24 protein-coding genes are annotated in these 20,286 nt (G+C 36.9%); 9 read left to right on the top strand and 15 right to left on the bottom strand.

Features of this window, described 5'->3' with window-relative positions:
- Positions 1-13: 13 nt before the first annotated feature.
- Together arsA and NST85_RS14530 are read left to right on the top strand one after the other, a co-directional pair.
- Entirely contained in the window at positions 14-1,783 is a 1,770-nt protein-coding gene (arsA, locus tag NST85_RS14525) for an arsenical pump-driving ATPase (protein WP_127191243.1), read from the top strand.
- 13 nt (positions 1,784-1,796) lie between these two features.
- Positions 1,797-2,234: a protein-tyrosine phosphatase family protein gene (locus NST85_RS14530; RefSeq protein WP_127191242.1), complete on the top strand. Its 438-nt coding sequence runs from the start codon at positions 1,797-1,799 to the stop codon at positions 2,232-2,234.
- A 68-nt stretch (positions 2,235-2,302) separates the two neighbouring features.
- On the opposite strand, the gene ku is transcribed toward NST85_RS14530, so the two are convergent.
- Positions 2,303-3,130, bottom strand: a complete 828-nt coding sequence (gene ku / locus NST85_RS14535) for a non-homologous end joining protein Ku (RefSeq protein WP_127191241.1) — start codon at positions 3,128-3,130, stop codon at positions 2,303-2,305.
- Between the two features lie 186 nt (positions 3,131-3,316).
- Between ku and NST85_RS14540 the strand changes: the two genes are divergently transcribed.
- From NST85_RS14540 to NST85_RS14550, 3 genes are all read left to right on the top strand, one after another.
- Positions 3,317-3,766 carry a MarR family winged helix-turn-helix transcriptional regulator gene (locus NST85_RS14540; RefSeq protein WP_127191240.1) on the top strand — a complete coding sequence of 150 codons (450 nt, stop codon included), beginning with the start codon at positions 3,317-3,319 and terminating at the stop codon, positions 3,764-3,766.
- A 318-nt stretch (positions 3,767-4,084) separates the two neighbouring features.
- Positions 4,085-4,888, top strand: coding sequence for an arsenite methyltransferase (locus tag NST85_RS14545; RefSeq protein WP_127191239.1), 804 nt, complete (start codon positions 4,085-4,087; stop codon positions 4,886-4,888).
- A 30-nt stretch (positions 4,889-4,918) separates the two neighbouring features.
- Positions 4,919-5,428: an arsinothricin resistance N-acetyltransferase ArsN1 family A gene (locus NST85_RS14550; RefSeq protein ID WP_127191238.1), complete on the top strand. Its 510-nt coding sequence runs from the start codon at positions 4,919-4,921 to the stop codon at positions 5,426-5,428.
- A gap of 256 nt (positions 5,429-5,684) precedes the next feature.
- Here NST85_RS14550 and NST85_RS14555 read toward each other — a convergent pair whose 3' ends face one another.
- Together NST85_RS14555 and NST85_RS14560 are read right to left on the bottom strand one after the other, a co-directional pair.
- Positions 5,685-6,104, bottom strand: a complete 420-nt coding sequence (locus NST85_RS14555; protein WP_127191237.1) for a universal stress protein — start codon at positions 6,102-6,104, stop codon at positions 5,685-5,687.
- A gap of 25 nt (positions 6,105-6,129) precedes the next feature.
- A complete protein-coding gene (locus NST85_RS14560; RefSeq protein ID WP_127191236.1) occupies positions 6,130-7,593 on the bottom strand; it encodes a SulP family inorganic anion transporter in 1,464 nt (487 codons plus the stop codon).
- Positions 7,594-7,754: 161 nt separating this feature from the next.
- Between NST85_RS14560 and NST85_RS14565 the strand changes: the two genes are divergently transcribed.
- Positions 7,755-8,297, top strand: a complete 543-nt coding sequence (locus NST85_RS14565) for a recombinase family protein (RefSeq protein ID WP_127191451.1) — start codon at positions 7,755-7,757, stop codon at positions 8,295-8,297.
- 490 nt (positions 8,298-8,787) lie between these two features.
- Here NST85_RS14565 and NST85_RS14570 read toward each other — a convergent pair whose 3' ends face one another.
- From NST85_RS14570 to NST85_RS14600, 7 genes are all read right to left on the bottom strand, one after another.
- The gene (locus tag NST85_RS14570; RefSeq protein WP_127191235.1) at positions 8,788-9,333 is read right to left on the bottom strand and encodes a cupin domain-containing protein; all 546 of its coding nucleotides are present in this window, start codon (positions 9,331-9,333) and stop codon (positions 8,788-8,790) included.
- Between the two features lie 505 nt (positions 9,334-9,838).
- Positions 9,839-10,132 carry a hypothetical protein gene (locus NST85_RS14575; RefSeq protein WP_341189641.1) on the bottom strand — a complete coding sequence of 98 codons (294 nt, stop codon included), beginning with the start codon at positions 10,130-10,132 and terminating at the stop codon, positions 9,839-9,841.
- Between the two features lie 34 nt (positions 10,133-10,166).
- Positions 10,167-10,727, bottom strand: a complete 561-nt coding sequence (locus NST85_RS14580) for an NAD(P)/FAD-dependent oxidoreductase (RefSeq protein WP_341191115.1) — start codon at positions 10,725-10,727, stop codon at positions 10,167-10,169.
- Positions 10,610-10,897, bottom strand: coding sequence for an NAD(P)-binding domain-containing protein (locus NST85_RS14585; RefSeq protein WP_341189642.1), 288 nt, complete (start codon positions 10,895-10,897; stop codon positions 10,610-10,612). Before NST85_RS14585 ends, NST85_RS14580 begins: the two co-directional genes overlap by 118 nt.
- 36 nt (positions 10,898-10,933) lie before the next feature.
- Positions 10,934-11,368, bottom strand: coding sequence for a MarR family winged helix-turn-helix transcriptional regulator (locus NST85_RS14590; RefSeq protein WP_127191234.1), 435 nt, complete (start codon positions 11,366-11,368; stop codon positions 10,934-10,936).
- 31 nt (positions 11,369-11,399) lie between these two features.
- Complete coding sequence (locus NST85_RS14595; protein ID WP_341189643.1) at positions 11,400-11,672, bottom strand: hypothetical protein; 273 nt, start codon at positions 11,670-11,672, stop codon at positions 11,400-11,402.
- Positions 11,673-11,714: 42 nt separating this feature from the next.
- Entirely contained in the window at positions 11,715-12,206 is a 492-nt protein-coding gene (locus tag NST85_RS14600) for a class I SAM-dependent methyltransferase (RefSeq protein ID WP_341189644.1), read from the bottom strand.
- A 533-nt stretch (positions 12,207-12,739) separates the two neighbouring features.
- Here NST85_RS14600 and NST85_RS14605 point away from each other — a divergent pair.
- Together NST85_RS14605 and NST85_RS14610 are read left to right on the top strand one after the other, a co-directional pair.
- Positions 12,740-14,626, top strand: a complete 1,887-nt coding sequence (locus NST85_RS14605; RefSeq protein WP_127191232.1) for an ATP-dependent nuclease — start codon at positions 12,740-12,742, stop codon at positions 14,624-14,626.
- Positions 14,623-16,359 carry an ATP-dependent helicase gene (locus NST85_RS14610; protein WP_127191231.1) on the top strand — a complete coding sequence of 579 codons (1,737 nt, stop codon included), beginning with the start codon at positions 14,623-14,625 and terminating at the stop codon, positions 16,357-16,359. The genes NST85_RS14605 and NST85_RS14610 overlap by 4 nt, the downstream gene beginning before the upstream one ends.
- Positions 16,360-16,663: 304 nt before the next feature.
- Here NST85_RS14610 and NST85_RS14615 read toward each other — a convergent pair whose 3' ends face one another.
- From NST85_RS14615 to NST85_RS14635, 5 genes are all read right to left on the bottom strand, one after another.
- A complete protein-coding gene (locus NST85_RS14615) occupies positions 16,664-17,056 on the bottom strand; it encodes a transposase (protein WP_127191230.1) in 393 nt (130 codons plus the stop codon).
- Positions 17,057-17,267: 211 nt separating this feature from the next.
- Entirely contained in the window at positions 17,268-17,609 is a 342-nt protein-coding gene (locus NST85_RS14620; protein ID WP_127191229.1) for a hypothetical protein, read from the bottom strand.
- Positions 17,610-17,875: 266 nt separating this feature from the next.
- Positions 17,876-18,214 carry a hypothetical protein gene (locus NST85_RS14625; protein WP_127191228.1) on the bottom strand — a complete coding sequence of 113 codons (339 nt, stop codon included), beginning with the start codon at positions 18,212-18,214 and terminating at the stop codon, positions 17,876-17,878.
- 241 nt (positions 18,215-18,455) lie between these two features.
- Positions 18,456-19,262, bottom strand: a complete 807-nt coding sequence (locus NST85_RS14630) for a hypothetical protein (RefSeq protein ID WP_341189645.1) — start codon at positions 19,260-19,262, stop codon at positions 18,456-18,458.
- Positions 19,252-19,560 (bottom strand): hypothetical protein, encoded by a 309-nt coding sequence (locus tag NST85_RS14635; RefSeq protein WP_341189646.1) that lies wholly within the window; start codon positions 19,558-19,560, stop codon positions 19,252-19,254. Before NST85_RS14635 ends, NST85_RS14630 begins: the two co-directional genes overlap by 11 nt.
- A gap of 154 nt (positions 19,561-19,714) precedes the next feature.
- Here NST85_RS14635 and NST85_RS14640 point away from each other — a divergent pair, with 154 nt between their 5' ends.
- Positions 19,715-20,218 (top strand): DUF5412 family protein, encoded by a 504-nt coding sequence (locus tag NST85_RS14640; RefSeq protein ID WP_127191226.1) that lies wholly within the window; start codon positions 19,715-19,717, stop codon positions 20,216-20,218.
- Positions 20,219-20,286: the final 68 nt, after the last annotated feature.

A 20,286-nucleotide genomic window follows, 5' to 3' on the forward strand; every position in this document is an offset into this window, starting at 1 on the left:
GGAGGAGAATATCATGGATTTTTCACCTATTGAGCTTAACAACCAATATATCTTTTTCACAGGTAAAGGTGGCGTTGGTAAAACGTCCGTTGCCTGTTCCACTGCAATAGCTTTAGCAGGTCAAGGAAAAAAAGTGCTTTTAATTAGTACTGACCCAGCCTCAAATTTAGATGATTTGTTCGAAACCACAATAGGTACTGAACCGACAACTATAAATGGTGTTCCTGGGCTTTATGCTTCAAATTTGGACCCTGAACAAGCAGCTCGTGAATATCGCGATCAAGTTGTTGGACCTTATCGTGATATATTGCCCCAAGAAGCTATTCAACAAATTGAGGAACAATTATCAGGAGCATGTACCGTTGAAATCGCAGCCTTTGACGAGTTCACCAGATTATTATCTGCAAATGAGAGCGAATTTGATCATATTGTTTTTGATACGGCACCTACTGGTCATACTTTGCGCTTGCTGCAGCTACCAAAAGCTTGGTCAGGCTTTATGGATACGAATATCAGTGGTGCCTCTTGTTTAGGTCCTCTTTCAGGTTTAGGTGATAAGCAAGAGATGTATGCGAAAACGGTTGAAGCTTTATCCGATGCAAAGCAAACTATTCTGATTTTAGTCTCTCGACCAGAGCGTACTGCGTTGCAAGAAGCTGCTCGGGCGTCTAGTGAGCTTCTAGAATTGGATATAACTAATCAACACCTCATTATTAATGGCGTTTTGCATACTCAAACAGATGATCCGATTGCGCAGATTTTTCATAGTAGACAAGTAACAACTCTTTTAAATATCCCAGTGGAATTGAAATCATTCCCAAAATACGAAATACCGCTAAAGCCGTATAGTCTTACGGGGATCAAAAGTCTTCGTGGTTTTTTTAATACTGAGAATGAGGAAGATCTTGTGTCTGAAATGGATATGTCATCGTTAGATGATGATACTAATTTACAACGTTTAGCTCAGTTACTGGATGCGCTTAAGACGAAACAAAATGGTGTGATCATGACTATGGGTAAAGGAGGCGTGGGTAAAACGACGGTAGCTACGGCTATAGCAATCGGTTTAGCAAGCCATGGCCATCGTGTTCATCTGACGACAACAGACCCTGCAGCACATCTAAATCTTGCACTTGGTGACGATACAGAACAGAAATTCCCACTCCTACATGTCAGTCGTATTGATCCTAAACTGGAAACAGAACGCTATTCTAACGAAATCATGGAGCAGAACGAGAAGAACTTGGATGAAGAAGGTCGTGCGCTTCTGAAAGAAGATCTTGCCTCCCCTTGTACCGAAGAAATTGCTGTATTTCGAGCATTTGCACGAATCGTAGAGGAAGCAGACCATGGTTTTGTTGTCATTGATACAGCACCAACTGGTCACACCCTTCTCTTGTTAGACGCAGCAGAGGCTTATCACCGTGAGGTTCAACGTTCAACAGGCAACATCCCTGATTCAGTTCGCAACCTGCTACCTCGGTTACGTAATCCAGAGGAAACCCACGTGGTAATTGTCACATTGCCTGAAGCCACACCGGTTATGGAAGCTGAGCGCCTTCAAATCGATTTGAATCGAGCAGGCATTCAACCTGAATGGTGGGTTGTGAACCAAAGTTGGCAAGACATTCAAACATCTGAACCAGTCCTACAAAGCCGGGCAATCTCCGAAAAACAATGGATACAGAGAGTGACTGAACATTCGAAGTACACAGTACTTGTTCCCTGGAGAGCAACAGAGCCTACCGGTTGGAGACAATTAGAACACCTTATCCAAGATTAAAGGAGAAATCACAATGACAATTAATGAAAAGCCATACAATGAACTAGTTACGAATATTTATATGTGTGGAGCCCTAGATGTGAATCGACTCATTGAAGACGAAGGTGTCGAGGTCGTGGTTGATTTACGTGCTGAGTTAGATCCCAATACCACAATATTTCCAAACGTCACTAGGATTCATGTACCTTTAAAAGATGATTCACAAGATGTGGAAGAAGTTCAAATGAATAGAGCGATTCAAGAAGTTATTTCTTCTTACAACGAAGGAAAAAAAGTTGCATTTCATTGTGGCGCTGGCCGTGGACGTACGGGGGCTGTTGCGATCGGTGTTTTAATGGAGTTGAACTTGGTATCAAGTATTGAAGAAGCTGAGGAGAAATCCAAAAAGGCGCGTTCCATCCTATCCATTAATGACGCTCAACGAGCAACTCTTGAACGTCTATATAAATAGTTTAAATTAATTAGAGGGACAGGAATTATTTCCTGTCCCTCCTCTTATTTGGATGATCTTATGTAATATCAAGCTGTTTGTTCTTTTTTTCGCTTTCCCTTTGACTTTATAGTTTTTTTACTCTTACTTTGATTTAAAGCGTCAAGACTTGCCTGAAGAGCAGACATAAGATCTAATACATTATTCTTCTGCTGAATAACCGAATATTGAATTTGATCACCTTGAATTTTTTTGTTGATTACATCGTTTAGTTGGTTTCTATAATCATCCTGATATTTCGTAGGCTCAAATGCAACTGAGAGATGTTGCACTATGGATTGCGCCATAGATAACTCCTTAGGATCAACAACAGGATCTGTCTGAATATTAGGAACATCTTGAATTGGTCTGATTTCATCGGAGTAATAAAGAGTCTCTAATACAAGACAGTTGTTAATGACCCTAATAGCCCCTAGACTGCTTTTAGCACGAATTGACACCTTACATATACCTATCTTGCTAGTCGTCTTTAAAGCTTCCATTAAGAGAGTGTAACCTTTATCAGCTCTGCTATCAGGGGATAGATAATATGTTTTCTGAAAATAAATCGGATCAATTTCATCAATACTCACAAAGTCCATAATTTTTATTTCTTTATTTGAATCTGGGAGCAGCTGGTCTAACTCTTCTTTTTCAAAAAGGATATATTGGTTCTTCTGAAATTCATAGCCCTTAACAAGATCTTCAGATGCGACATCCTTATTACACTGATTACACGTTTTGTGTAAAGATATTGGTGAACTACATATTCGGTGAATTTGTTTCATAGTGATATCTTTATCCTCAGTTGCAGAATGCAGCTTTACTGGGAGATATACTAGCCCAAAACTTAATGCACCTTTCCACAATGTATGCATAATGGATCTACCTTTCCAGTTTTAGAATCATCCTTTCCTTTTTTGATATGAATTAATCAACATTAGCAATCACAAGTAATGAATGCTTCGTTTGGTCCGAAAAACACATTAAAAGAAAAATTAGAATTTTATTATACTTGCATTTTACAACAATTAGAGTTATAAATGAATTATGAGGTGATATCAATGGATAATGCTCGCGAGTTATTTCAAATTATGACCCGTCGTTTTGGTCTACTTAACAAAAATTGTTGTAGTGTTGGTGGTTGTGATATTACATTGGTCCAAAGTCACATCCTTTATGAAATTGATCGTCAGCACAAACCTTCTATGCAACAGATTTCAGATACGCTTGGGACGGACATAACAACATTTAGCCGCCAAGTTCAATCTTTAATCAAATTAAAATTAGTTAAGAAAACAGCTGATCCTACTGATCGAAGAGTTCATACCCTTTCACTAACTGCAGAAGGAAAGTATGTCGCTACTACTATAGACACGCAAATGAACGAGTATCTGAATGATGCTTTTTCTAAAATGACCGAATTTGAAAAAGAAACACTGCTGCGTTCTGTAATGCTATTTAATGAGGCTATGGGTAAATCAAGTAAGTGTTGTTCTCCAGTAACGGGGTAGTCTCTCCCCTTACTATACTATAGTTGTAAATTGCAACATTATTAACATGTAAAATAATCAATTTAGGGGGCATTTAGATGTATGAAAATTTTTACGTTGCTGAATATTTAATGAATTATCGGGAGATGGAAATTCAAAAAATGGATCAAAAATCATGGAGATCTCCTAAAGGTAGAATTAAATCAGCAATATTCAATTTCCCTACCAAGTTCTCACGTAAGCAACCTATTCTGTCGAGCGTTCCTTGCTGCTTAACAATTTAATTCACTAAAGTCAGTAATATTAATTATTTAAATAATTCAACGAGGAGTGCTTATCTTGAAAAAACTTACGAATGATGAGATCCGCCAAAATGTTCGACTTCGGTACAAACAAGTTGCAGTTCAAATAACGGAAACCAATAATTCTTGTTGTTCCACTGATAGCTGCTGTGATACACCTACAGATTTCAATGCTATTTCTAACAAGTTAGGTTATTCAAGCGAAGAGTTATCTGCCGTTCCTGAGGGGGCAAACCTAGGGCTAGGCTGCGGCAATCCCCAAGCTATCGCTGAATTAAAATCAGGTGAAGTTGTATTAGATCTTGGGAGTGGTGGCGGATTCGATTGTTTCTTAGCCGCACGTCAAGTTAGTGAAACGGGTCATGTTATAGGAGTGGATATGACTCCGGAGATGGTCAGTCGTGCCCGAAGCAATGCCGGCAAATCCGGAGTTGTAAACACGGAATTCCGTTTGGGAGAAATCGAGTACCTTCCTATTGCGGATCAAATTGTAAACGTCATTATCTCCAACTGTGTTATTAACTTATCACCAGATAAGCAACAAGTATTTAATGAAGCATTTCGCGTACTTCAACCTGGTGGTCGCCTAGCTATTTCAGATATTGTTACAACAGCTGAACTTCCACCTGAGATTAAAAATGATTTGAATGAATTATATTCCGGATGTATTTCTGGTGCATCCTCCATTGAGGAACTCAAAGCTATGCTACAATGCAGTGGTTTTAATAACATCTCGATTGAGCCTAAAGATGAATCTAAATCATTTATTAAAGATTGGGTTCCAGGCGCGAACGTAGATAACTATATCGTTTCTGCAGTAATCAAAGCGAATAAACCTTAATAACAAGCTTTTCTATGGAGGATGGTCACTATGAATAATACTATAGTACGTGTAGCCACCGAGGATGACATCGAAGACATTCTTCGCATATACAATCAGGGTATCGAGGATCGAGAAGCTACTCTTGAAACGGATACAAAAGATATACCCTATATGAAAAAATGGTTTCAAGATCATCAAGGAAGGTTTAGTGTTTTGGTAGCAATGCTGAATCATCAGATCATTGGTTGGTCGTCATTAAATCCTTATTCACACCGCTGTGCTTACGATGGTGTTGCTGATCTTTCCATATATATTGACCGTGATTATCGTGGGAAGGGCATGGGTAGCTCCCTCCTACGTGCTTTGGAAATCAAAGCACAAGAGAATGGATTTCGGAAGATTGTGTTATTTACATTTTCGTTTAATCAATTAGGCCAAGGATTGTATAAGAAGATGGGCTACCGCGAAGTAGGTGTCTTTGAGAAACAGGGAATTATGGATGACCAATATATTGATGTGATGATTATGGAGAAGCTGTTGTTGGATGTTCAAAGATAATAAAGTCTTAAAATAGGGTTGTTGGTCTTGTGCGGCTTATGGATTATAAACACGGTAGATTTGATTTAAGAAAATTAGTCGATTATTTCAGTGTCTTTTTCCCTGATACTCCATTCGACAACTACTTTTTTATCAATTAGTGAACGTTCTTATTTAGGCATCAGAGATGAATTATCGGTTTGATTTCAATTATTAAAAAATCCAACCCCCATTATTGTGGGATTGGATTTTTATAATAAATTATGGTGTCTTCCCGCTATTTTACGATCAGTACAGGGCAGTTAACACGTTTCACAACCTTATGGCTGACGCTTCCAAGAACCATCTCTTGCAGCGTATTTAACCCCCGGCAGCCGATAATGACCATTTCAACCTTTTTCTTGTTGGCATAATCAATGATTGTCGGACCCGGCTCTCCATGAAGGAATTTTAACGTATACTCCACCATTCCCTGCTTCAGTATTTCTTCGACGGTCGCCAGTTTTTTCCGTCTTTTCAGCTCGAGTTCTTCTTTTCCTTGTGTATGCAAAATTTCGCTCTTTGATTTAGAGAAGTCCACCACTGTAATTACTTCAATATGACATCCGGGAGTTAAAGACACCAGTTTCACCGCTTCTTTTGTAGCTCTTAGCGAATTCTCCGACCCATCTACAGCCAAAACTATTCGGTTATACATATCATCATTCACTCCTGAAAACAGATTAGTGTGCACTTAACTTTGCATTAGCATCATTATAGATCGCCAGTTTATCCACCATTTTTTTACTGGAGGCATTTAAGCCTCTGACTGTGACCTTATTATGGTTTTCCCGGTATTTGATGACTACCTTGTCAATAGCACCAACAGCAGAATCATCCCAAATATGAGCATTTGAGAAGTCGATGATAATATGGGAATCTGTGGCCGTGAAATCAAAGGCATCAACGAATCCATCCACAGAGGCAAAGAACAGTTGTCCTTCCAATTCAAATACAATAGTATCGTTGTCTTGCCGCTTTAAAACTTTGATGTTGGATATCTTTGAGACAAAGAAGATTGCGCTTAAAATAACCCCGGCGATGACTCCTTTGGATAAGTCATGTGTGGCTACAACAATGATGACAGTGACCAGCATGACAGCCGCATCTGTTCTTGGTGCTTTTCTTAAATAGGCAAAGGAAGACCAGTCAAAGGTTCCGATCGATACCATGATCATGATACCTACCAAAACCGGCATCGGGATTTGTACCACCCAATCCCCTAGGACAAGAATAAGAAACATCAGGAACCCACCGGCAACCAATGTTGACAATCTGCTTCTTCCACCCGATTTTACGTTGATAACCGATTGTCCGATCATAGCGCATCCTGCCATACCACCGAAGAAGCCAGTTATCATATTGGCGACCCCCTGTCCTCTAGCTTCCCGATTCTTATCGCTCTCCGTACCGGTCATATCGTCGACAATAGAGGCGGTCAACAAAGATTCCAGTAGCCCTACAATCGCAAGTGCTATGGAATATGGAAATATGATCTGGAGGGTTTCAAAATTTAAGGGTACATCCGGAATAAAAAATGATGGCAACTCTTGTTTGATAATCCCCAAATCTCCAACTGTTCTTAGATCAATACCTGAGAGGATAGCCACCGCGGTTAATACAAGTATAGCAATGAGAGGCGCGGGGATCGCTCTGAAGATCAATGGAACAAGATACACAATTGCCAACGTGACCGCAACGAAAACGTATGTCATTACGGAAATCCCCCAAATGTGAGGAACTTGGGCCAAAAAAATCAGGATGGCCAAAGAATTCACAAAGCCAATCATGACGGGTCTCGGAATAAATTTCATCAGTTTGGCAATCTTGAAAACACCGAACAATAATTGAATAATTCCAGTTAATATGGTAGCCGCAAGCAAGTATTGAAGTCCATGTTCTTTGACCAACGGAACCATAAGTAGAGCCATAGCCCCGGTAGCTGCTGAAATCATTCCTGGACGTCCGCCGACAAAAGCAATGATGACTGCAATACAAAAAGAGGCATAAAGGCCAACCATAGGGTCTACCCCGGCAATAATCGAGAATGCGATAGCCTCAGGAATCAGTGCCAAAGCAACAACTATACCTGCCAGAACATCCCCCTTCACGTTAAAAAACCAGTTTCCTTTTAGTTTCTCAATCACTCTGTTCTCCACCTTTTAATTCTCGGTAATGCCAACCCAGGCATCAGGCCGATTTTTTCTACAAACAGTGTACCATCAACATTCCCTAAATGGAACCTTTTTGACACAAATAATTATGGTATGATAATTTTAGGTTTAGAAAGTAAAAAGGAGAGTACTTGATGCGTATAGGATACATGAGACCTTATCAGGATGATCTGAATTTAGAAAATCAAACTCAAATGCTGACCTCTTTCCCCTGCGATATTATTGTTGTAGAGGAACATGCATCGGCAAAGCGTAGAACCAACCTAGATCATATGATGAGCACTTTAAAACCTAACGATACCATTGTCGTTTCTAAGCTATTTGCTTTTGCTGATTCCACTCGACATCTCGTGGAGCTTCTTGAAGTTCTCGATATGAAGCAGGCTTTTATTTATTCTCTAAAGGAGAATATCGATACGAACAAGATGAGGGGAGATTCTTTTAGTGATATCGTGAAACATTTGGTAGATTTCCAAAGTGATGTTATAAGCGAGAAAACTAAAAGAGGACTTTTTGAAGCAAAACAAAAGGGGAATGTTCCCGGTCGGCCAAGAAAAGCTGACGAAAACGTTGAAAAGGCCATACTTATGTATCAGTCTAAAAAATATACTCTTGCCGAAATAAAAGAAGAAACAGGAATCAGTAAATCCACCTTATATCGATATTTAGAGAACTAAAGTTAAAGGATGCATACCAATCGTGTTATGTATTAAGTGGTGTCGAGTTAATGTTTTTCGCTTTCCTTTCTTGTTATCAATTTACGCCTTAGTTTGGATGTGAGTCGCCAACCACAAGAGTTTTCTCGATTAAAGGACAGCTCATATGCAACTAGGATTCTTGCTAGTGTAGATGGATTCTGTTCCGTTCATTCAAATAAAATCTCATGACTTAAAATTACTGAGCCGGTGATGTGTATCGCAATTGTTATCTTCTCTTCTTTGCACACATATACCTTAGAACTTGGGTATTGAGGGTATCATCTATGCATTTGCAACAAGGTTAGCTATTTCTCGGTATCCCCAACGGTTATATTAGCAATCAGACAACATCTTGCCTTCTAACGGCAATTGGAACAATTAGCTTTAATTATTTAGAGGGACAGGAATTCACCTGTCCCTCCTCTTATTTGGATGATCTTATGAAATGTCATGCTGATGCACTTCAATTTCACTTCAGTTGATGGTTTCCTTCAGCAGACATGGCTACTGCTTTTGTTGCATGTACAGTACCATACGGATGCTCTGGTGGAGCATAGATAACATATACTTTGAGTGGTGTATTACCCATATTGGTTACATTGTGCCATTTTCCAGCAGGAATTATAATTGCAAAATCTTTATAGGCCATTTCTTGACAATCTAATTTATCTTTACTATCACCCATTTGAACGAGTCCCTGGCCCTCTTCAATACGTATGAATTGATCAGTTGTAGGATGAACTTCCAAACCAATATCATCTCCAACATTTATACTCATTAGGGTCACTTGAAAGTGTTTTCCTGTCCATAAAGCGGTCCGGTAAGTATTGTTTTGCTTAGTAGCTTGGTCAATATTCACCACAAATGGTTTTGGTCCATAATCAGTTAACTTAATATTTCCAAAATAAGTATTGCAGTTGTTACTGTTCCAATTGTAATAATAAGGATTCCAATTGATGTTATTGCTGTTGTTGTGCATAGGATGATGCCATTGATTGTATGAATTACGGTACATATTCATTTTCCTCCCAAGATTTCACCTTTTCCTTATATCCTATGCAGTTGCCTATCTAAAGGATTGAAAAATGGGCTTGGGCTGAGCATAGCTCATTCAAGTACAATTTTAATATAATTAGAATTAGTTCAGAAAACCACTATAGTTCAGCAAATAAAGAAATACCAAGATGATACTTTTTCAAAAACGACCTATTTCTAAAATGAAACATTGCTGAAGAAACTCAAATCAATGATACTTACATATCAATTAGCTCTAATGATGAGTCCAAATGTTATATTTAAGATTGGGTTCTAGGTGCGAACGTAGATAACTATATCGTTTCTGCAATAAATCAAGGCGATTAAACCTTAATATCAATCTTTTCATTGGAGGATAGGAATCTCTCGATATATATTCACCGTGATTATTGTGACAGAGGCATTGGTAGCTCCCTCCTACGCACTTTAGAAATCAAAGATAAATAACCGTAGGCTTAGAATCTTACACTCTCCACGTTTCAACTTCATTTACGTAGGAACCTATTAATACTTTGTACGACATATCTAGCATCAGCACCTACACCACGAATGGTGGCTGACGCAAATGAACGTTGGTTAGATAGGCCGACATAATATAACCCTGGAATTGTTCTACTCACTCCGGCAATATGGAGCGGTCTGCCATTAGAATCAAGTCCGTCTGTATGGTTAAGAAACAGCATATTTGGGCGAAACCCCGTTGCGAATATCACACTGTTTACGGGCTCCCTTTGCCCATTTGTCCAAACGACACCCTCTGGATAAAAACCCGTAAACATTTGTCTTTGATCCGGATTGCCTTTTCTAATTTTCTTACGATATCCACCAAGGTCTAAGACTGAAATGGGGTTTGGGGGCTCTTTGCCGATTCGATAAAAAAGGAAACGCGTCAATCCCTGTTATTTTCAACCAAAAGTGAAGATCAAGTCCTAAAAATCGCTGCTGAGTAAATTGAACTGGATTTTGAACAGCTAATGAGACTTTGGCATGATCAGCTAGTTCTACTGCAATTTGTACAGCCGAATTTCCTCGTCCGACAACAATAACCCGCTGTTGTAGGAATGGTTCCGGGTTCTTGAACTCGGATGAGTGAAGAATTTTCCCTTGAAAAAGTTCTGATCCTGGAATGTAGGGAATATATGGGCGATTAAAGGAACCAGATGCGCAAATAATCGTTCTTGCTAGAAATCTACTCCCCGATCCTGTAATTACATCAAAACCGCCGTTCACGATTTCGATACGTTCCACCCTGCTATTCAAGTTGAGTGGAAGTTCGAATTTCTCTGCATATTGCAGCAGATAGGATATAACCTCATCTCGTACCGGGTACTGGTTTGGATCTTTCGGGAAAGGGACCCCGGCAATGAAGAATATCTGGCAGGTGAAAACAACTTTAAGCTGTCATAATATTGCGGCCATGATCCCGTCGGTTGGTCACTGGCTTCCAAAATAGCAAATTCTAGTCTAGCTTTTTGCAAATGGTACCCAGAGGCGAGTCCTGCCTGGCCACCCCCGATGACTACTGTATCCAAGAACTTCGTCATGATATATCTCGCCTTTCTCTTTATATGAAAATGCGGTTAGCAGCAGTTATTTTTATTTAATGCATTGATTAATAGTACCAAGCTCTCAGCAACCTGTTCCCTCTTGTCCTCCGGGATATCATTCATAACATTCTCGAAGTATAAATCAAGAACAGAATTAATTCTCTCATTAAGCATCTGACCATTTTTTGAAAGCATTAGCTTCACATAACGTCTATTTTCCGGATCTGTGACTCTCTCTACCAATTCATCCGTTACAAGATTGTTTACCGTCCTACTCATTGTGCTTTTATCAAGATTGAGTAAATTTGCAAGATCAATAAGTGAAATTTCACCAGCAAACCCAATTTCCAAAACGGCATGACATTGTCCGATGGTCGCACCACAGCAAATGAGTTTAGTTTTTTCCAAAGCGCCAATATTTTTATCTAAAACTCTGATTAAATTTCTTAGTAAATCAATGTTTTTCATTTGAATCACCTCAGTAATTAGTAGGTTAATATTATATATCCTTAACGCCTTTATACAGACAATACCCTACCTTACCATCTAAGATGGCTTTAAAGAAAATCTTTTCGTTTTCCATGGTCTTGAGCACACCTTTGATCCCTTGCTTTTGCAAAATGCGCTTCAATGTTACAAGCCTTTCTGGAAAAGTGAGAATTTTTGAATAATGAGAAACATCACGGTCTTTTCTGACTTTCCAGAATTTTTCTGGTTTTGACCACTCCTCATGCTCCGCTATAATGTTAGCTACTCCTGCTTTTTGTAGCATTTTATTCCATTCATCAAGCTCTAATGGAGTGGTTCCATATCTTTAGGATAATTCATCCCTCTCAAATTCTGATATCTTCTTCATCCAGATTGATTCGTGGATAACTAAGGCACCTCCGGGTTTTACTACCCGCACCATTTCATTAAGAACCTTTTGTGAGTCATCCGGGATTCCGACCGCGCATTCATTAATTACGACATCAAAGGTGTTATCATCAAAAGGTAACGCCTGAGAATCTCCTTGCCTAAAGGAAACGCTGTTTTCCATACCGGCTAATTTAGCTTTGTTACTCGCTGATTTGATCATTTTTTCAGATATGTCTATTCCCGTCACCAGAACACCATATTTTTCTGCATAGAATATTGCTTGAGTCCCTCTCCCGCTGGATACATCTAAAACCTGCATACCCTGCCTAAGACCTGCAATTTCTGCAGTTCGTTTGGTTAAATCAAATCCCCCGGGATGTAGGGTTTCAATTCCACTAATTTCAACTGCGTCCTCAATTGTTGGTTTATGAATTCCTTTTCTTTTCATCGTTTTATCTCCGCCTTCAGTACGCAAAAAATATTATTATTATTCAAAGTCCTAAAACGATAATGATCAGTTGTAGACACTCTTACCATTCCGGAAATTTTGTTATCTGTAGTGGAATTTTTATCTAGCAAACACAATGTAACATACAACTGTTGTTATTTGCAACATATATATATTTCTTTACCTACCTATACAAACTCATTAAGTCATGATCAGCAAAATACTTTTATTAAATGGATTTGAAAACAAAAAAGTCCGCCTTTTCGAAAGGAAGAACTTTTGTTGTAATTAGCTATTTAATTCTTCTTCGTATCCCTTATTTCGTTATAACCATTAAGGTTCTGAGTAGAAAACCCCACATAGCACACATAGCTTTGGTCAATGGATAACCAAATTTAAATATAATTTCAGTCAACAATTTTCATTCCTTTTCAATTCCAGTAACAATGAAAGGGTTTCACTGTATCTATGTCGAAATATTAGCTTAAATGTCTTATTTTTTGAAATAAAAATATGAATTTACAGGTGATAGTATGTTCTTATCAAAAATGACTATTGAAAATTTTAGAGGCATATCCTTAATGTCCCTCTCGTTCAACAAAGATATTAATATTTTGATTGGTGAGAACGGTTCATACAAATCAACAATTATTGATGCTATTCGATTATTGTATAACTTAGGAGAACCATTAAAAGAAATTATTATTAGAAACGAAGACTTTAATACGGATCTTGCCACAGGAGAGTCAAAAAATACAATCGCGATATCCTATGAGTTTAGAGGTCTGACTGAAGAGCAGAAAGGAGCTTTATACGAGTATCTAGTTATTGATCCACATGAAGATTATGCTCACATTAAAATTTCTTTTGATAAAAGAAAAGATAAACATCCAAAATTTGATTATTATACAGGTGCTTATCCGGGTCAAAAAGCCAGTGTAAATACTTTTGAGATATTCCAGCATTATTATTTAGGCGCCCTTAGAGATAGTACAAGCGACCTCCTCTCAGTAAAAAGAAATATGCTAGGACGTGTAATTAAAAGAAATATTGAGACAAATAACTCCGAACAAGAGTTTAAAGGAATTATAAGCCGAGCTAACAGTGAACTACTCCAACGAACTGAGGTAAGCACAACTAAAAGCAACATCAATACTAATCTCACAAAAATATATTCAACCTTATCACCAATCGGACTACATATTGAACAATCAAGACTAGATTTTATCGTAAATGTAATCAAACCTTATCTTCCGTTCAAAGCATCCCTTGAGGCGGATTCGGGATTGAATTTATTTCAAAATAGCTTGGGATATAACAACATAATTTACATCGCTACTGTACTTAGTGATATGAATGATCGAGTTGAAAAGGACTCCACAATTCACCATGCTTTATTAATTGAAGAGCCCGAGGCTCACCTACATCCTCAGTTACAGCTAAATCTATATAACTTTTTGAAAGAACAGATATGTAATGATAATTGTCAATTGTTTATAACAACGCACTCCCCTACCTTAACTTCAAAATCTGAGCTAGAAAAGCTATTTATTACTGAGTCAAATTCGTTTAAATGTGTTGGCGATTGTTTTGTAGATAGAGAGAATGAAAAGTTAGTCCAAAATAAAAAGACCTTAAATAATGATGATATCAAAAGCAAACGAAAAATGTTGGAAAGATACATTGATGTAACAAAGTCCCAGATGTTTTATGCTAAATCATTATTTTTAGTAGAGGGTATATCAGAAGAGTTATTACTATTTGCCTTCTCAAAATTAGAAAATTTCCGTTTTGAAGAATTGGATATTGAAGTGATTCAAACAGGAACATCATTTTATCCATTTCTCCTTCTATTTAATTCGACTAACCCTGCCAAAAAAATTAATAAAAGAGTTTCTGTCATAACAGATGATGATCGATTTACTGCTTCGAAAAATAGTGAATATTCATTCTACAAACTGATTGAAAACAATTACTCCAAACTTAATGAATTATATGACAATATTAAAGAAGGCGAAATTTCGACCAGAATTGGTAATTTAAATAATTACAAAAATAAACAAGAAAACATACAAATTTTTGTGGGATTTAAAACCTTTGAATTCGAGTTAACTATTTCTAATGTCGGTAGATTAAAAAATGATCTTCAAAACAATTGCCTATTTCAATTTATTAAGGAGCTCGATAATGAAAAATTTGAATTTATACAAGCGTATATTGATTTGTGTGATGACGTTTTAACTGAGGAACAGCAAAAGAAAATTGCTTTATTAGTTTGGAAGTCACTACCTGGAAAGTCAGAATTTTCACAGGATTTTTCGGAGTATTTATTAAATAATATTGCTTACGCAAGACTTAATTTTCAAGTTCCTTCATATATCAAAATGGGCTTTGAACATTTAAAGAAGGAAACATTATGATGGATTTCGTTATAACTGACCAACGTCAACGATACTTAGATAGTAGAGGTAAAGTCATTGTCAATGCCTGTCCCGGTAGTGGGAAAACTACTTCTGTCGCTTATAAACTCAAAAATTTACTTGAGTATTGGGATTTTAAGTATTCTGGAGTTGCTTGTATTTCATTTACGAATGTTGCTAAAGATGAAATAAATGAAAAATTCTATGATTTCACTGGGAAATCAATTAGCTATCCTCATTTAGTGAGCACAATTGATAGCTTTATTAATCAATATATCACTCTACCTCATTTTCATTTACTTGGTTATAAAACAAGACCAACTATCTTGGAGGATTATTCCTTGCTCGATTCTTTCTCACCATATGCTCTAAATAAATATAAAATTAATAATAGGCCTATTCTTTACATGTACAAACCTTCAAAAATTGATGTGGCAGCTGATGGAAGCTACTTATTTGATGGGAATAAGCCTAAGTTAATTGAAGAAAACCTAATAACTTTCAAAAATTATTGTGTTGCATTAAAGAGAATGCAATTCCAAAAAGGAATACTAAAAAATTCTGACTCACTCTATTTGGCACTAAAAATATTAAGAGAGAATCCTGGTGTAGCGAAACAACTAAGCTCAAGATTTCGGTATCTCATTATAGATGAAGCCCAAGATACTTCGGAAATCCAACATTTAATTATTAATGAATTGATAAATAATGGACTTGAACATGTTGAACTTATTGGAGATCCCTATCAATCCCTATACGAGTGGAGAGAAGCAAGGCCTGATTTATTTACCGATAAAACCAAGTCACCTGACTGGAACTTCTTAACGATGTCAGAATGCCGGCGCTCGGTTCTCCCGATTGTAAAAGCATATAGTATTTTCCGATTGAAAGAACATGACGATTTATATTCAAGCCAGTCAGATGTTGAACAAAGTCCGATACATCTTATTTACTATAATAAACTTAATGATCTTGTTTCAAAATACGAAGAGTTATCATCAAGGTTTAACAACAATATTGTTTTGGTTCGGGGGAAGACACTATTACAAGAACTAAAAGCAATGCCGAATGATAAGAACCATTGGAGTGAATCACCGTTTTCACCAATTCACTTTATACACGCTAAGTCTGATATGGAACATGGACAAACCAAGGAAGCGATTAAACGAATCTACAAACTTATTCCCGTGCTTTTCGACCCCTCATTAAAAGAGAATCCGAGTAAAAAAAGAGAGTTTCTGGAGGCGAATAATGACAATTATGAACTTAAATCAAAGATAATATTGCTCATAAAAAATTTGCCAGTATTTGATCTTACATTGACAGAATGGACGCGTGATTTAAATGAGCTTTGCAAAAATATATTCGACCTTGCACAGTCACCTACTTTTATTTTAAAACAGGGAAAGTACAGACCTGATCATAACAAGAAAATTGAAGAAATGTATCAACAACCAGAAAATTTCTCAAAGGTAACTACAATCCATAAAGTGAAAGGAAAAACATTCGACTCAATAATGCTTGTTCTAAGTCCAAATAGTTCAGGTCAAAATATATCGCTAAATGATTTTAAAAAGCCCCTTCAAATGCCAGATGAAAAAAAACGCATGCTCTATGTTGCAATGTCACGTCCTAAATGGCAACTTGTTCTTGCTGTACCGAGTCAAAATAGGTTAACTGATGAACAAGAGATAAGAATGTTTGGAAGCAAACCTATTGTACATGTAATCTAATTAACACTCAATTGGCTATTCAACATTCTGAATTTCCTGAATTTTACAACACCCGTTCCGGATACAAATCCGGTTAGTTCGCTTAATTGGTAAGGTGTGATTAAATTCTCCCTCTGTTGTGAAAATTCTGAGGTACTATTTAAGAATCACCACATAATTCGTTTTTTTAGATTTCCCAACATAAAATCAAACGGCAATCGGACTATATTCTTGGCCTCTAACGGCAATAGGAACAGATTCTTGACAAAGCGTAATGACAAGAATCTGTTCCGATAAAATAAAAAAACCGCGATCTACGCGGATATTAATCGGAATATATTCTTGTCATCTTACAATTCCGAGTATATAACTCTCTTGTGAAGTTATTGGAATAATTAAATTCATTTAAAGTGACTAACTCCCCCTGATTCAAGATGTGTAACCACTTTTTTAGAACATCTACCTCTAATTGCAACCGACGCAGTTCTCGTTCTTGTTCGGTCTCAGTCCTGTGTGGATCTCCACGTCTATCCTTAAAGGCAGCTTGCCCTTTGACCTGATACTTCTTCACCCAAACTCTAACCCTATTCTTATCATGTATCTCTAAGTGTTCCGTAATCTTACGATAGCACCAGCCTTCCTCTACAAACAGTCGAACAGCTTCTACTTTCAGAGACTCCGGATAATGCTTAAACTTCTGACCTTTCTGTGCTGACATAAAAAATGCACCCCCTAGAATAGACATCGGATTTACCCAGGGGTTTTTCCGATGTCTATTCTAGGGGGTGCACTTCAAAATTCTCAAAAGTCTTTTTTCTCAATAAAAATGTTTCAGTACTCCATAGGCAGTTTGCCCTACGCCCCACTTTCCAAACCAATCTTGTAATTTCCGCTTACTGTAGCCGTATAGGCTGACTTTTGTATTAAGCTTACTCTTTTACAAAGATACGAGTTCCTTCAAGAATAATCTGATTTGTGTTCTCGTTAATCTCTGACATGCTATAGGCTATCTCAGAAGTGGGAAAAGGTTGTTCCTCATTTACACGAATAAAATCTCCATAAGATGTAAGTATATGTTTCACCTTATTTTTAATTTCTTGGTATTCCTCATCGGTTACATGAAAAGGATGTAAATTTTCGTATTGTGGCTGTGGCTCACCTTCTGTATCATGTTGCTCTACAGCAAAGCTTTTTGATATTGCGAAAGGAATTAATACTAAACATATGATGACAGAGCTCAGGAGAAGAATTCTTAATTTGTATTTATTCATGTTATTGAAAAATCACCCCCTACGTTATTATATTAATTATACAGGTTAATGTTAATTAATATACCCATTTCCTGTAATTGTAAAACTGTTCTCGTTGATGATAACTATAGCATAAGATTGATTTGAATCTAGTCCTTTAAATTTTATAGAAGTATTAGTACTTTTATACTCCCCGTTCAGATAATAATAATCCGTTTCTTGTTTATCACTCTTCAAGACATATGCAACATAGGGGGTTTTTCCATCTGGGTTCCATTGAGTTAACGTTACCGTGGCTGTCCCATTTGAATCTGGAATCTTGTATCAGACACCAAAAAGTTTTTGTTTGTTCCTTGCTTGGGCATATCTTTAAAAGAATAGACAAGTTTAGATGCAAATAGCTGAATGAAATCTATTTTATTTACATCTACTATTTCAGCTGGTTTTGCATTCTCGAGATTTTGGATTAATTCTTCTTCTGATACTCCAAGGAAATCAAGTAATTCTTGTGAGTAATGATGAGTTCCCTCGGGATCAATAGAAGGTTCCGCTGAAACGCTGATTGAAAAAGAACATACCATTACTACTAGCAATACTAATACAAGTGAAGATTTGAAAAATTTCATAATAACATCCTCCTATTTTTTGCATATATTTACTTCAGAGCCAACACAACCCTACTTTCCATAAAAATCTTATATATTCCATAATATAACATCGTAATATATATATATCAATCTAGTTATGTAGATAATTGTTACATTTAAGTGTATTCTCTATTACTATTACAAAATATAAATTTTTTTACTCATCCATCCTTTTCGGTCGTCTGCCATTTGACTTCATCCTCAATTTCAACCTTTTTTTTCAACGGGAGAGTTTGTATTCTCTTTTCAACTTTGGGTGTTTTTCAAGGATAGCCATCTGATTTCTTATCTCGTAATTTTCCCGTCCTGATACATTTGTCATCTCCGAATAAGGGACTGTCATCATGCTGGGATTACGCCTTAATGGATCAGCCAATTTTATAATTGTTGAAAAAAACTGCCTTGAAGGTTCATTTAGATTCTTTAAACGATTGTAAAACTCCACAATGCTTTCCAGGGTGCCCGTAAGTTCATCTGGACTCAGATTCCAATTTACAACGTTATTCATCTTGGTCGCTGTTTTGGGTTCGGAGCCGGTAGAAGCGGTAAGTACAAAATTGTTATCAGATCGATATTTCCCTTTAACAGGAGCAGGTATCTTTAAATACTTATACCGAAGATCGTGATGATTACTATCTAGTAAGTCGGATATTATAGAGTTACTGTAGAATTTAAATTCACATTGATGTGTCCTACAGAGTTTTTTGCACGCAGTGACTTCATCAGCTTGCGGATCGTAACTTAGAAATGAAATACATAACGCGCCTTCATTTAAATCAAGTTCTATTAGCTGCTTAACACTTTTCTTAAGATCCTCATACATTTTTCCTTTAGCCGTATCACCGGTAGATTGGATATAGACCATTGATTCATCGCTTCTTTCGCAGAATGCGTCAGGTGTCCCTTTTCGCGTTTTAAGCGTCTCCACAGTACCGCTTTGCGTAACATGACCCCAGTCACTATATAACCGTGGTAATAATTCTACTGAAAACTGTTGTAATTCTCCTGCGCTTAAACTACGCAGCATAACTTTTGTGTGATTCGCAGTCACGAATGATTGCTTCTTCCTCATAGTCATATTGTCGGAACAAAAGTCCTGTTAACACTTCAAGAAAGCAGTATCGATGATTATCACTAATCTCAGTGTATTGGAGCGCTCCTCGAGGTAATATCGGCGTTTTCCCTTGAAAAAGTTCTGATCCTGGAATGTAGGGAATATACGGACGATTAAAGGAACCAGATGCGCAAATAATCGTTCTTGCTAAAAATCTATTCCCTGATCCTGTTATTACATCAAAACCGCCGTTCACGACATCGATACGCATATATTCCTATACGGATTAGTGAAAACAAACCTCTTTTACTATACTTATATTTACTTATTTATTAATTAGTGATATAAATCAAAGTAAAAAGTATATACATGTTAGTAAATCTTTGTTAATTAATTAATAATACCTTATTGAAGGAGGAGAACAATTGAGTGAACAAGTACATATCTATCTACTGTTATCTATCGTCGGTGTATTGATGATTTCTGTTGTAGCTATCGTTGTCTTTCTTTTCTTCTTAGTAATCAAATTTAGAAGTAAAAAAAAGAAGTTTCCGAAAAAAAGTTTTTCTATCGCCTTTTTTGGTTTTATTTGTGTTATTTTATTTTATTATTTCCACTTCTACACTTTTATTTTATTACCAACTGGATATTTAAACCAGGTAGTCCTCTCTCCAGATAAGCAGCATGAGATACGAACTTACCACTACAAATCTCTATATAACAGAACTTCAAGAGCTGAATTAATAGAGATTCCAAGTGGGAAAAAACAAACTATTTACTTTAATGATTACGATTATAGCCCGTTTGTAGAATGGATTGATAACAATTCAGTTAAGATAGGTCGAGAAACATTAGATATCTCTAAAAAGGAAGTATATAATTTCCGCCTCAAAAAGAATATTATCAACTCTCTCCCTCCTCAAGCTTAGGACTTTTCTACCATCTTCATAACATCTACAATTTTCGACATTATTTTCCTATAAAGTGTATTAAAGTA

This window comes from Paenibacillus sp. FSL K6-2524 (assembly GCF_038005525.1).
Lineage (GTDB): Bacteria > Bacillota > Bacilli > Paenibacillales > Paenibacillaceae > Fontibacillus > Fontibacillus anaericanus.

Bases quoted from the DNA above. Each gene is read 5' to 3' on its own strand.
- arsA (WP_127191243.1), top strand. From the start codon at position 14: ATGGATTTTTCACCTATTGAGCTTAACAACCAATATATCTTTTTCACA.
- NST85_RS14530 (WP_127191242.1), top strand. From the start codon at position 1,797: ATGACAATTAATGAAAAGCCATACAATGAACTAGTTACGAATATTTAT.
- ku (WP_127191241.1), bottom strand. From the start codon at position 3,130: ATGCATACATTGTGGAAAGGTGCATTAAGTTTTGGGCTAGTATATCTC.
- NST85_RS14540 (WP_127191240.1), top strand. From the start codon at position 3,317: ATGGATAATGCTCGCGAGTTATTTCAAATTATGACCCGTCGTTTTGGT.
- NST85_RS14550 (WP_127191238.1), top strand. From the start codon at position 4,919: ATGAATAATACTATAGTACGTGTAGCCACCGAGGATGACATCGAAGAC.
- NST85_RS14555 (WP_127191237.1), bottom strand. From the start codon at position 6,104: ATGTATAACCGAATAGTTTTGGCTGTAGATGGGTCGGAGAATTCGCTA.
- NST85_RS14565 (WP_127191451.1), top strand. From the start codon at position 7,755: ATGCGTATAGGATACATGAGACCTTATCAGGATGATCTGAATTTAGAA.
- NST85_RS14570 (WP_127191235.1), bottom strand. From the start codon at position 9,333: ATGTACCGTAATTCATACAATCAATGGCATCATCCTATGCACAACAAC.
- NST85_RS14575 (WP_341189641.1), bottom strand. From the start codon at position 10,132: ATGTTTACGGGTTTTTATCCAGAGGGTGTCGTTTGGACAAATGGGCAA.
- NST85_RS14585 (WP_341189642.1), bottom strand. From the start codon at position 10,897: ATGACGAAGTTCTTGGATACAGTAGTCATCGGGGGTGGCCAGGCAGGA.
- NST85_RS14590 (WP_127191234.1), bottom strand. From the start codon at position 11,368: ATGAAAAACATTGATTTACTAAGAAATTTAATCAGAGTTTTAGATAAA.
- NST85_RS14595 (WP_341189643.1), bottom strand. From the start codon at position 11,672: ATGCTACAAAAAGCAGGAGTAGCTAACATTATAGCGGAGCATGAGGAG.
- NST85_RS14600 (WP_341189644.1), bottom strand. From the start codon at position 12,206: ATGAAAAGAAAAGGAATTCATAAACCAACAATTGAGGACGCAGTTGAA.
- NST85_RS14605 (WP_127191232.1), top strand. From the start codon at position 12,740: ATGTTCTTATCAAAAATGACTATTGAAAATTTTAGAGGCATATCCTTA.
- NST85_RS14610 (WP_127191231.1), top strand. From the start codon at position 14,623: ATGATGGATTTCGTTATAACTGACCAACGTCAACGATACTTAGATAGT.
- NST85_RS14615 (WP_127191230.1), bottom strand. From the start codon at position 17,056: ATGTCAGCACAGAAAGGTCAGAAGTTTAAGCATTATCCGGAGTCTCTG.
- NST85_RS14620 (WP_127191229.1), bottom strand. From the start codon at position 17,609: ATGAATAAATACAAATTAAGAATTCTTCTCCTGAGCTCTGTCATCATA.
- NST85_RS14625 (WP_127191228.1), bottom strand. From the start codon at position 18,214: ATGAAATTTTTCAAATCTTCACTTGTATTAGTATTGCTAGTAGTAATG.
- NST85_RS14630 (WP_341189645.1), bottom strand. From the start codon at position 19,262: ATGCTGCGTAGTTTAAGCGCAGGAGAATTACAACAGTTTTCAGTAGAA.
- NST85_RS14635 (WP_341189646.1), bottom strand. From the start codon at position 19,560: ATGCGTATCGATGTCGTGAACGGCGGTTTTGATGTAATAACAGGATCA.